The 11,964-nt window shown below is 56.4% G+C and carries 9 protein-coding genes; 2 read left to right on the top strand and 7 right to left on the bottom strand.

Features of this window, described 5'->3' with window-relative positions:
• Nucleotides 1-234 precede the first annotated feature (234 nt).
• Complete coding sequence (locus ABGT79_RS13335) at nucleotides 235-849, top strand: DUF1349 domain-containing protein (protein WP_346666590.1); 615 nt, start codon at nucleotides 235-237, stop codon at nucleotides 847-849.
• A 291-nt stretch (nucleotides 850-1,140) separates the two neighbouring features.
• Here the strand turns inward: ABGT79_RS13335 and ABGT79_RS13330 are convergent, their stop codons facing one another.
• The 5 genes from ABGT79_RS13330 to ABGT79_RS13310 form a co-directional block, all read right to left on the bottom strand.
• Nucleotides 1,141-2,406, bottom strand: a complete 1,266-nt coding sequence (locus tag ABGT79_RS13330; protein ID WP_346666589.1) for an alkyl/aryl-sulfatase — start codon at nucleotides 2,404-2,406, stop codon at nucleotides 1,141-1,143.
• A 543-nt stretch (nucleotides 2,407-2,949) separates the two neighbouring features.
• Complete coding sequence (locus ABGT79_RS13325; protein ID WP_346666588.1) at nucleotides 2,950-4,776, bottom strand: DNA/RNA helicase domain-containing protein; 1,827 nt, start codon at nucleotides 4,774-4,776, stop codon at nucleotides 2,950-2,952.
• Between the two features lie 348 nt (nucleotides 4,777-5,124).
• Entirely contained in the window at nucleotides 5,125-6,417 is a 1,293-nt protein-coding gene (locus tag ABGT79_RS13320; protein ID WP_346666587.1) for a YqiA/YcfP family alpha/beta fold hydrolase, read from the bottom strand.
• Between the two features lie 13 nt (nucleotides 6,418-6,430).
• Nucleotides 6,431-6,703 (bottom strand): hypothetical protein, encoded by a 273-nt coding sequence (locus ABGT79_RS13315; RefSeq protein WP_346666586.1) that lies wholly within the window; start codon nucleotides 6,701-6,703, stop codon nucleotides 6,431-6,433.
• Nucleotides 6,704-7,013: 310 nt separating this feature from the next.
• Entirely contained in the window at nucleotides 7,014-7,244 is a 231-nt protein-coding gene (locus ABGT79_RS13310) for a hypothetical protein (protein ID WP_346666585.1), read from the bottom strand.
• Nucleotides 7,245-7,263: 19 nt separating this feature from the next.
• On the opposite strand from ABGT79_RS13310, the gene ABGT79_RS13305 reads away from it, so the two are divergent.
• Nucleotides 7,264-7,512 carry a hypothetical protein gene (locus tag ABGT79_RS13305; protein ID WP_294485865.1) on the top strand — a complete coding sequence of 83 codons (249 nt, stop codon included), beginning with the start codon at nucleotides 7,264-7,266 and terminating at the stop codon, nucleotides 7,510-7,512.
• Nucleotides 7,513-7,835: 323 nt separating this feature from the next.
• Here the strand turns inward: ABGT79_RS13305 and ABGT79_RS13300 are convergent, their stop codons facing one another.
• Nucleotides 7,836-8,993, bottom strand: coding sequence for a metallophosphoesterase (locus ABGT79_RS13300; RefSeq protein ID WP_346666584.1), 1,158 nt, complete (start codon nucleotides 8,991-8,993; stop codon nucleotides 7,836-7,838).
• 391 nt (nucleotides 8,994-9,384) lie between these two features.
• Nucleotides 9,385-11,943, bottom strand: coding sequence for a response regulator (locus ABGT79_RS13295; RefSeq protein WP_346666583.1), 2,559 nt, complete (start codon nucleotides 11,941-11,943; stop codon nucleotides 9,385-9,387).
• Between the last annotated feature and the right edge of the window lie 21 nt (nucleotides 11,944-11,964).

Below are 11,964 nucleotides of genomic sequence, written 5' to 3'. Positions count from 1 at the left end.
TAATGTATCCAAAGACGGTCTTTTTGGCGTCAAAAAAAACGCAAAAAAACAAGTACAGGGCGCTCAGTCATCGGAAATGCACCGCACAGGCTTGCCGACAAGGTCCCTCATTGTTATCTTTAAATAGATGACCTCAGCAGAGCCTTGTCTCTTGTCGAAAGCACCGTATCGTATTTTCGCAGGCTCATCTTTCAGTATAAAAAATCTTCTTTCCCATCGCTGTGAGGCATGCACATGAACTTCGACGTCACCCATCTGAAATGGACAAGAGAGCCTCTGCACTACGAGGTCTCGCAGGATCGCATCGAAATAACGACAAAGCCGCATACGGATTTATGGCAGCGGACCTATTATCATTTCCGCAATGACAATGCGCCCGTTCTTCAAATGTCCACAAAAGAAAAATTCTTTTCCTTTACGGTAAAAACCGAATTTACCGAAAGCAAGCATCGCTTTGATCAGTGCGGCGTAGTGCTGTACCTGAACAGCGAAAACTGGCTGAAGGCTTCCGTCGAGTATGAAAACGAGTTTTTTCAGCATCTCGGCAGCGTCGTCACGAATCGAGGATATTCCGACTGGGCCACCACCGAAATTCCCGCAACTGTAAAGTCCATGTGGTACCGTCTGAGCTGCAGAGAAGACGACTTCTGCATCGAATGTTCTGAAGACGGGAGTGTCTTTCATCAAATGCGCATCTGCCATCTCTTTGACGCAAAGGATGAAATTCGTTTCGGCGTCTATGCCTGCAGCCCGGAAGATTCCTCTTTCCGGGCAGTATTCACCCACATGGAGCTTACCGAATGCCGGTGGCCGGCACACGACGGTCAGGCTCCAGATGAAAATATCTGACCTGTTGCAGGCGCTCGTCCTCAAATACGTCTGAAGCCCGTATGAAAACCGATTTCCAAGGATTCTCCGGCGCAGGCAGCATGGGCAGGCGTCTCTCGGAAGACCGAAAAAGCTCACCTGCTCTTTAAATTCAAATTCCGAGAGGCGGAAAAGCTTCCCTGTGCAGGACGTCTTGCCTTCCCGGCCTCTCGGATAGGCATGTGTCATCGGCACTGCCGCAGCGACATCACGCCGCCAAAGGGGAAGCCTCGCGCCTGCCGCTTCTCACATGCTCTCACGATAACGCGGCTCTTAGTTTTTTCTCAATTCAAGAGCACAGGTGAGAAGATAATTAATGCCGGTAATGGGCAGAATGTCATGACTGAGAGCTTCCAGGGCATCAGCCTTGAGAAGCTCGACTTCATGCCCCGCTCCAAGAGCCAGCAGACAGTCCGCAAGTCGGCAGGCCCAACGCCAGTCCCCTTCTGCCAGCGCTGCGCGGGCCGCCATCATGAGCTTCTCCTCACCTCCGGCCAGGCGCGCCATCCTTTCCGCCTCCTCGCGCGGCGTCAGGGGAATCACATGCGTGGGATTGCCGTCAAACCAGCCGACCTTGGCGGCAAAAACAGCTCGTACCGCCCACGGCACGGCACCATAAAATTCTTTCAAATACGGATAGTCCCGCAGCTCTTCAGGCAGCTCTATGGTCGCTGCCAGTTCATCAACGCCCATGCCTTCATTCATGCCGCGAATGGTCGTTGCATGAACGTATTCCAAAGCCTGCGCATAATGCTCCAGAAAATCAGAAATTTCCTCTCCAAACAGCGCCAGATTGTGCCCGCACAGCAGAGCCTGCGCAGGGAAATCCATAAGTCTGCGCACGCCGCGCGCCCAACGCTCCACATCCCGATAAGCTCCGCCGCGCAAAGGATAAAGATTGGGAAAGCTGCCGTACGCCGTGTCGCCGCCGAAAAGCACCTTCTGTTCCGGCAGCCATACCACGACCATGTCTGCGCTCTCCGTAGGAATCGTGTACAGCTCCAGCGTGACTCCGTCCACGTCAAGCTTCGTGCGCCCTTCCTGCACCGGAGTGTTGGGAGAAATCGGCACGGCCGGAACTTCTTCGTCAAAACGCGGAAGCATGGCGTTTTGCGTGTACATGGCCGTCGGAATATCAAAGCCGAACTGCCGACGGGTGCGCCGACCAAGTATCGTTTCCAGCCCCTTGCCGTCGCGCGCTTCCGTGCCGAAGGCATAATGCCCCCAGATGGGCACATCGCCCGCATCTTCGAGAAACACGGAGCCCCCGCATCGATGATCGAGGTGACTGTGCGTCAGCACGATTCCCTGAAGACGTCCCGCCGTCAGACTTTCGATCTCCCTGCGAGCCTGACGCACCAGAGGCACGTTGTCGCCCGTATCCACCATGATATAGCCGTGTTCCGATGCTATGGCCGCAAAATTCGACGAACTGTAGCCGATAAACGCCCATACGCCCTTTGACAGTTCCACGCGACGCTTCTCCAGATGAGTATGGGACGTCGACGGGGACACGGAAAAACCGGGATAACTTTTCATGATCGCTCCTGCGCTGTTTTTTATTTCGATATCAAAATATTTTTCGTCAAGCAAGTCCCTTCGCCCTGCCTCAAAAACGTGTTCTGCTCAACCGCATTTCTGCCGGACTTTTTCAAAGACAATGACCGGCCGCTGTTTTTCTCTCCGGCAGGCATCGACATGCTTCGTTATCCTTAAAGGAATACTTTAATTATTTGTCTCGTATAAAAAACTAAGATTCAAGCTTCCGGACCTCTTTCCCATACCCTCGGAACAGGCCAAAACGACGCGAGTGATGCCGCATTCTCTTGCAGTGGCGTGGTCTGTAACGACATTTCAATACATGTAACGGCCCTGCTTTTCTGAAACGCTCCCCCCCCCCATATTCCATGTCAGGCCGCCTGACGTCGGTCTCCCCTGCCGGGAAAGAACCCTTCGTCCCTGCAAACGTCGAGGCCGCAACATGCTGCCCACAGCGCCCTGCCGCAGTATCGCGCATGCCTATGCCTCCCCACCGAACCGAGCCTCCCCCGGCATCGCGGCAACCATCCAATGGCTGGACATCTATCGGTGGTCCGGAGTCGCCGTTTTCGCCCCATCCTCATACCAGATGACCGACAGGCTTTGCCTCGCCCGGGTCATGCCGACATACACAAGCGCTCGAAACAGCCAGCTCTTGGGATCGTCCTGTCCCGGCTGTTTTCTTCTCTTTTCCCACGCGTCGCGCCGGGCCGGGATATCCTTCAAAAGCGACTTTTCCCGCCCCTGTGCCAGACTGCGCGGCAAAATCAGCGTCACGTGCGCAAAATCCATGCCCTTCATGCTGTGAATGGTCGATATCGTGACGGAATCCACCGTGATGTCATAGCGCCGCTTGGCTCTGGTATCTTCCGCCGGCCATACGGCCATCATGCCGAGCCGGGCCGTCTCCCGCAAAAGCCGCTGCGGAAGATCGCCGTCGGTTTTGGCGTACAGCACGGCCATATTCCCCTGAGACAAACCGGACCGTCGCCGCTCGCTCAGTTCCGCGGCCGCCCAGGCGGCAGCCTCCTGCTTGTCGGAAGCATGGCGGACTTCCGGCATCTCTCCTTCCATAACGCCGAGAGTCTCGTCGGACACGTACTCGTCGGCATCAAGCCAGTCTGCGGCAAAGGCCATGATCTGACGCGTGGAACGATATCGCTTTTTCAGCGTGAACGTCTTTATACCGGGAATATCACGCCAGGCATCGGGAGCGCTGTTCTCGTACAAATGCTGATCCGCATCCATGGCCGCCAGCAGCGAGGCCCCCTGCGGAAGCAGCAGCTTGACGAACTGCACCATCTTTGCGGAAAAATCCTGAGCTTCGTCCACAAGAACGGCGCTCCACGATCCGGGAAGCGCTCTTCCGGCTTCCAGTTCTTCCACCACCAGATCCGCTATCGTCTCATAGTATTCGGAATGCGCCTTCTCCTCCAGACGCCCGCCGAGCATGCGGGCCATGAGATCGAACACCGGCACGACGTCCACGCCTTCCGGGCCGAGAGGAACACCCTTTTCCGAAAGCAGTCTGCGAAGATACCCGGCGAACGCATGATTATAGCATAAAAACAGTATGGGGCCGCCCTTGCCCTTTTTCAAAAGCTCCTCGGCCCTCCGGACAAGAACGAGCGTCTTGCCGCTGCCCGCCGGACCGCGAAGAAGACGTCGGCCAGCCGGCAGCTGAAGCGCCAGATGCTCCTGTTCTTCGTCAAGTGCGACAAGCGTCTTTTCCTCCCGCTTCCAGTCCCGGGCGGGAAGCGCTGCAATCACGCTCTGTCCCAGTTTTTTCCTGACGATCTGCACAAGACCGGCGCTGTGCTCGTAGGCAAAAGGCCGCGCAAAATGAACGTCAAGAAACTGCTGAAAGAAGCCCCCTTTGTCGTGCGCCTGCTCCAGAGCGTCAAGATCATCCCCGAACAGCGTGGTTGCGGGGTCGGCAAGCTCCTGTATGCTCACGTCATGACTCCGGCGATGCATAAATTCAGCTCGGCGCATGTTTGGGAACACGACGCCGCACTGCAGCGGAAGCAGAAATAACTTCTCTCCCGGTCGCTGAAACATGGCTTTCAGACGGTTCAGGTACATCCGTGTCTGGCCGAGAGGACAGGTCCTTTTCACCACCTCCCAGCCGACACGAAGCTGAACCTCGTTTCTGTCCGCCGAAATCACCTGATCCAGCGTCCAATCCTTGACCTCGAAGACAATGAGTCCGTTCTTCGGCGCATAAAGAATGAGATCGGCCGTGACTCCATCAAGAGAAGGATTGATCCAGGCAGTAAAAAGCACGGGAAGTTTTTCAAAAAGACGGTAAAGCCGCTTTTCTCCGAGGGTGGCGTCCCCGGGCGGACCGGGCGGAATCATCATGGCCATGGCAGCGTTTCTCCTCATAAAACGGACGCCGCCCATCATGCTGCGGGCAGCAACAACGCCCCGGGGACTCCGATACGCGCTGCGCGCCGAAGCATGAGTACTGCGGCATGCCTGCTCATGATAGTCCAGACCGACTTGAGATGCTACCGAGAATCCCCCCTGCCTGTTGACGGGTATGACGGCACACCGTGCTTTTTGAGCGTTTCGCGCCGCGCCGGTAAAAAAACTGTGCTCCCGACGCATGCCGAGCGCACAGTCCGCCAGGCAGACGACATCACCCCGTCGTATCCGACCTGCACTTCGGCGGAGCAACAACGCATGGTTACGGATCTTCGACGCAGTTTCAGATTAATTCCTCCGCCCCTCCTGACCATCCGCCGCATGAACGCTGCGTTCAAACGCTTCCACGGGATCGACTTCCCTGCTCCACAGCGCCGCAAAATGAGAACGCGCCACGGCCTGATTAAAGGAACTTGTCTTCCTGCGCTCGCGCCATTCCAGCGTCTTTCCCTGCCAGCCCGGAAACGCGTTCCGAAGAAACGCCGCCACGTTCCGCTCCGAAGGACGCGCGTGAACTTCGGAGTCCATCAGATAATTCGACGCCACCTGATGCCGCAAGACACGCCCATCTGCCCGGAGCAGCAGATAGCGCTTCTTTCCGCCATGTCTCACCAGACCGGCGATCAGCCTTTTCATTCTGGCCTCATGCCTCGGATAAAAAAACACGCCCAGGAAATCACGCGGAGCCCCGTTCTTCTCCCCGTGCAACTCCAGATAGTCCGCCTCGGCCACGCTGAGCAGTCTGCACACGTTTTCCATATCCTCCCCGGGCTCGAAAAAGGCGGCCATGCTGAACGCTCCGCCCTTCAGAAACGGCACGCACCACTCTTCGCCCGCCTTCCAGTCCGAAAAATCGTTCAGCAGCTTGCCTTTCTTCAGCAATGCTTCGGCATGCGAATAGTCAACAATCTGATGCCCGGAAACAATATCGTGAAGCACGGCGCTGTGCTGCCAGAAGGCGCGCGTGAGATCGGCATCCAGCACGTCATCGCTGTCGCCGAGGAAAATGTCCCGGCGAGGCACGTCCGGCCCATCCTGCAGGACCGAAGCTCCGGCCGACATCGCCGTTCTTTCTCCGGCGCAGCTCGAAAACGCCCGCTCATGATCGATCCTCTCGCAGGACGCGTCATTCGTCATGCCGCGCTCCCGACGCTCTTCCCGAAACCACATTTCATTCCGCCACGGACGGGGATCGGGGCTCTGGGCGTAGCTCAGCATTATGCTTCGGGTAAACTCCCATTCCTGCCCGTCGCTGAAGCGCGTATTGCGGCCGAGAAACTGCGCAAGCTGCAACGCAGGAAACACCACGGGATTCCATGCCACGACGTGCATGATGGACGGCAGTCTCAGCTGCAGGGCATAAAAACCGCCGAGAGAAGAGCCCATGACGCATATTCTGTCGTTGTTTTCGTCCACAGCTTCGACAATCTGACGCCGAATGGAAGCCATGCATTCAGAAAACGGTCGGGCATAGTCGTACTCGGGGCAGATCACTTTTGCGTTCAGCAGATCGCTCAGCTTCTGACCGGAAAGACTCCGCGCACTGCTATTAAATCCGTGTATGTAAACAAAGCGATCCATGAACTCTCCTCGGTCAATGATTGATGTTGACGCCTTTCGCGGCCTCCGGGGCGACGTCTGCCGCCGTCGTGCCGTCTTCGACGACATCGGCAAGAGTGCGAATGCTCCGCGGGCATGCCGTCGGCAATTTTTCCTCCGCAATTCCTGCCTTTTTCCTGTTTCCGCTGCGAATGATAGCAGAAAAAATCATCCGAACCAGCGCGATGACGAGGACCGTCCACAGGTGCATGGACAGAATATGACCTGTTCCTGCCGCTCCGGCGTTTTTCTCCGGATGCCGTGTCATCTTCTGGAGAAGTCTAGCGTTTTCCTGAACAAACTTCTTTTCGGCACGATGTCTTCGACCTTTTTTGCCTCCGCCATCACGGCCGGAAGACGCGCCCTCCCCAGCTATGGCACAGAAAAATCTCCCTCGACAAATGACGCACGCTTTCCCTTTACCTTCGCACGTCATGTTCCAACCTGCGCGGTCTGTTGCAGAAACATTCCGTTTCTCAGGACCGTTATCAAGGAGCAGACTGCTCTGCTCCTCCCCGCGTCTGCGCCCTGTGCTCTTCTCTTCGGAGCTCTCCCGTCATGTGAAACCGCTTTCATGCTCACGAAACATGTTCCAAAAGCAGCTTTTCCCAGCGTAAAGCAGACATTGGCGCGCTGTTGTTCCGCTCTTTTCCGTCAGTTCTGCCATCGGAACAACCTTTTGATTTTCCCGTAAGTTTTTTTAGAAAAAACAGAAGCAAGTCTTTTTTCCGGCGTGAATCGTGATTTTTTTTACACTCGTCAACCGCGCTTTTCTGAGATATAATCGCGCTCTCTTTTCCTTCCACCATGTATTTGAGGATTCACAGCATGACCAAGCACGCCTGTCCCTACTGTGCATCAACCGACATCGGCATCATCGACGTTCTGGGCAAGTTCTACTCCGTCGGGTGTCGAACCTGCGGCATGTCCGGCCCGCAGGAATCCACGCTGGAAGCGGCGGAAGAAGCCTGGAACGGCCTCTGCCTCAAGTTGTGCAGCCACTGTATTTCCAGACCCTGGGGACGCGCGCTGGCAAAACGCGTCAATGAAATGTCCCGGGCTTCTGCATCCGACTGATCAACGTCGCAGAACAGACTTCGCCTTTCGCGAGACTGTCCCCCTTTCCTGCAACAACGCCATTAACGCCGAAAAGGAAATCTCCCCATCCGTACAGGGAGATTTCCTTTTTCAACATGCGGACGCCGATTTCCAACATCGTCGCCCTGAAAACTGCCGCGGATCAACGGCCGCTGCTCCCTTCCGGCAAGATCCGCTTCGTTTTTCGGCGTCTTCCCGAACAGGCGCAGCGGCGGACAAGGTCCAAAAACCGTTAAACACGAAGGACATGATCGCCTGCATAGAACGATCATGCCCTGAAAAAACGGATCCTGATCGGAAGACTACTTCTTTGCCTCATCCACAGCGATGGAAACCGTGCGCGTCTGACCCCAGGTCATCATATCGGATGCGTTGGTGTTCCACAGCACTTCGCGAACCGTCATCTTTCCCGTGTCCGTATCCGCGGAAATCAGCAGGAAGGAAAGCTCCGTCTCATCTCCGGCGGAAACGTCGCCCTTCATCGGGGAATCCACGCGGAAGGTCGGCAGAGAAATCGTGTAATCCGGGCCCTGCCAGTCATAAAACTCGTTGAAGTTCTCATGCCCGTGGAAATACGCCCGAATGGCCGAATGCGCCTTGAGAAAATCCGCCAGCTCACGATGTTCGCGGAGAGGACGTTCCTTGACGCTGCGCACGCTCGACACGTCCGGCGTCAGGTTTTCAAAGCCGTCCTTCGCGGAAAGGCCGTGGTCGCCGTTGGGATTGGTCAGGCGGTTGGCGGTAAGATTCGGAGGCATATGCGTAAAGAGCAGCGCGGGCTGACCTGCGGGCATCTTCTTCAATTCCTTTTCCATCCAGGCACGGCTGGCGGTGTCCGGCCATATGCCCATGAGAAGAAGATGCAGTCCGCCCTTTTCCCGGCTGAACACCACAGGCTGCGCATAGGGATCAAAGGAGGCGGGCACCTTTTTACCCGTGGATCTTTCCAGCATGGCGCGGAGTGCGCCGTTGTCCTTCTCGGGATACATGGGGCGGAAAAAGCCCACGGCATTGGTCATATCGTGGTTGCCGGGCACGGCGAGCAGCTCGGCGGGCTGTCCCTTGCGGTCCTTGACGGCAAGCCCCTTGCCGTACTGTTCCATGAAGACGTTCCAGCATTCCGTTGCCGTCATGGGAGCCTTTTCCCTGGAGCCTTCCATTCTGTTGGCGATGTCGCCGGTGGAAATGACGTAGTCTATCCACTCGACGGGCTTGCCGGCCATCACGCCGCCGTCCGGCGGCAGCACCAGCCCGGGCAGCTTGTTGATGGAAGCCACAAGCGCCGCATTGACCTCCGTCGCGGGAACCTGCTTCCTGCCCCGGAAAGCCTTGCGGGAAATGCCGTAATGCTGATCGGAAGTATAAACAATCTGCACAACATCCGCATAGGCTCCCGTATGCCATACGGCAGAAACCACAAGAGCCAGCAGCAGCGTTGCAACAACGCGAAAACGAACCATCCTGTTTCCGACAACAGTCATGTATGCCCCCTTGAGAGCGGTTTACGTTAAAAGCTCCGAGCTCTTCACGGCTCAAAACCTACACGCTTCAAGGCGCATTCGCACTGCAACTGACAGCGGTCGCACGCCCCTTGCGCAGCATCCTCTTCGGTGGATGCATGGCAGTTTCCCCGGGAAACTGCTCCGGACGTTTCCAGCGGATCTTTTCTGCGGAAACATCGCGTACGGGGCAAACATAGAAAGAAATCATGACGGCAGCATGAAGCAGACATGACGAAATCATTGCCTTTTTCCAAAAGCGGCTTTTCTTGCCGCGTCGCCTCTCGTCGGCAACGACGCCTCCGGCGCAAACTTCCGCGCCGGAGGCGAGAGGCAGCCTCTCTGCAACTTCCTACCGGATATACTTCTGAATGAGCCGCATGAGCACCTTGATGTCCAGGGGCTTGGCCACATGCGCGTTCATGCCGCTTTCAAGACACTGATGAATGTCTTCGGAAAAGGCGTCGGCCGTCATGGCGATGATGGGAACGTCGGCGTCGGCCCTGTCCATGGCCCGAATCGCTCTGGTGGCCTCGTATCCGTTCATGACCGGCATGCGGACGTCCATGAGAATCAGATCATAATAGCCGGGCTCCGACTTGCCGAACATGTCCACGCAGACCTGGCCGTTTTCGGCCCAGTCCAGAAGGAAGCCGAACTCTTCCAGAATGGCGCTGGCGACTTCCCAGTTCAGTTCGTTGTCCTCCGCCAGCAGAATGCGCCGACCGGCCAGATCCGCCATTCCCGTATCCACGCTGCCGACCTGGCCTGCATCGACGTCCATGAACGGCTTCATCCCCTGGAACAGCGTGGACTTGAAGAGCGGCTTGGGAATAAATCCGGAAATCCCCGCGCGACGCGCCTCCTGCTCTATTTCGCTCCAGTCGTAGGACGACACCAGCAGCACCGGCACCTGACTGCCCAGAATCTCACGCAGCCTGCGGGCCGTGGCGGGGCCGTCCATTTCCGGCATTTTCCAGTCGAGAAGAATCACGTGATAGTCCCGCCCCTCACGGTGACGCTCTTCGGCCATGACGACGGCCTCTCGGCCGCTCAGCGCCCACTCCACGGTCGTCCCCATTTCGGTCAGGGCTCCGGCCGCCGTCCGGCACAATTCCGCATCGTCGTCCACAATCAGCACGTTCCAGTCGGGAAGACGCATCTGTTCACTCTGCGTGTTGATTTTCTTCATATCCAGCGTGATGTGGAATTCCGTGCCCTTGTCCACTTCGCTGTGAATCTCTATGGTTCCCTGCATCTGATCCACAATGTACTTCATGATGGACATGCCGAGTCCCGTGCCTTCAATCTTATGCACGCGGGCATTGTCTTCACGGGCAAAGGATTCAAAAATCCTCTTCTGGAACTCTGGCGTCATGCCTATGCCCGTATCCTTCACCAATATATGCGTGCGCGCGAACCATTCACCCTGCGGCGAATCTTCCTGATACAGCGTTATCTGGATGGAGCCGCCCTGCGGCGTGAACTTCAGGGCGTTGGAAAGAAGATTCAGAAGCACCTGACTGAGCCGCACGCTGTCCGAATAGACGTTCTCGGACAGAATATTGTGGATGTGTATGTCGAACTGCTGCTTCTTCGCCTTGATCTGCGGCTGCACGATGCCGACTATGCCTTCCAGCACTTCGCGAAGAGAGACCACGTCCATATTGAGGGAAAGCTTGCCGCTTTCTATTTTGGACATGTCCAGCACGTCGTTGATGAGGCCGAGAAGATGACGGCTGGAAAGCGTGATTTTTCTCAGACAATCCTGAACGAGCACGGAATTTTCGGCGTTGGCCGCAGCAATGGCCGTCATGCCCACGATGGCGTTCATGGGCGTGCGGATGTCGTGGCTCATATTGGAAAGGAACTCGCTCTTGGCCCTGTTGGCTCTGTCGGCCTCAGCTCTGGCCTTTTCAAGCTCCGCAATCTGCCTCCTGGAAATTCTCGAATAAAAGAAAAACAGCGCCAGAATGGGCAGCGGCAGCAGCAACGCGGCGCTTACCGCCGTGAAAAACCGCTCGTTCCACATGCCTTCCACCGCCTTGTCGAGCTCGCCGTACGGCATGTCCGTAACCAGATACCATGAAGAATTCGGCAGCGGAGAACAATGCACGTGATGGAGTTCTCCATCGACGGTCATGAACATGGTATGCTCGGCGCCCTTCCGGATGCTGTCTTTGAGATCGGCAACCATCTCCTCGGCGGTCTTGCCCTCGAAATGCCCATCCTGCTCAAACCAGGTATAGTAGTTGTCCGCCTTGACGGCGACATTGCGGAAGACGAAACTGCCGTCCTTGCGGATGATGTGCGAATACACCATGGACTTGTCCAAGTTCAGAGACATGGCGTCGCTGATGCTCTCAAGCGGAAGACCGACCACCAGCGCCGTGCAGGTCTTCCCGTCCTTCATGGGGTAGCCCTCCGAAACGGGATACCCTACGGAAACGCCGAGAATCACGAGTTCCCTGCCGGAAGCCGTAACGCCCGAAGCCACATTCTTTTCCCCTCTGTTCAACGCCTGGAGAAAGGCGGCTTCATCCATGACGGAAACAGGTTCTCCGAAAATGACTTCGGCCGTGCCGTCGGTCGCGTACAGGGCCAGATGCGTAAATTTCCGCAGTACGGCGCTGGAACGAAGTTCCTGACGTGCTTTTTCGCTGTGATCCCTGGTCGTTTCCGGGGGCGTCTTGTTCACGATGCCTTCCACCTGCTTGATTTTCAGCTCAATGATGGAGCGAAAATGAAGCTGCATCTGGTAGTTCATGGCCTTCATGTAAATTTCACCAAGCGTCAGACTGGCCTGCTCGCCCTGACGGATCATGGACAGCGAGCCCCACACAAATATTCCTATGCAAAAAACAGCGCAGAAGATGCTGGCCAGAAAAAAAAGCCTGGTGTCTTTTTTCATAACAACCGCCCGTGCATGAGC

The sequence above is a fragment of the uncultured Mailhella sp. genome (assembly GCF_963931295.1).
In the GTDB taxonomy this organism is placed as follows: Bacteria; Desulfobacterota; Desulfovibrionia; order Desulfovibrionales; family Desulfovibrionaceae; genus Mailhella.
This window is presented reverse-complemented; position numbering and strand designations above follow the sequence as displayed.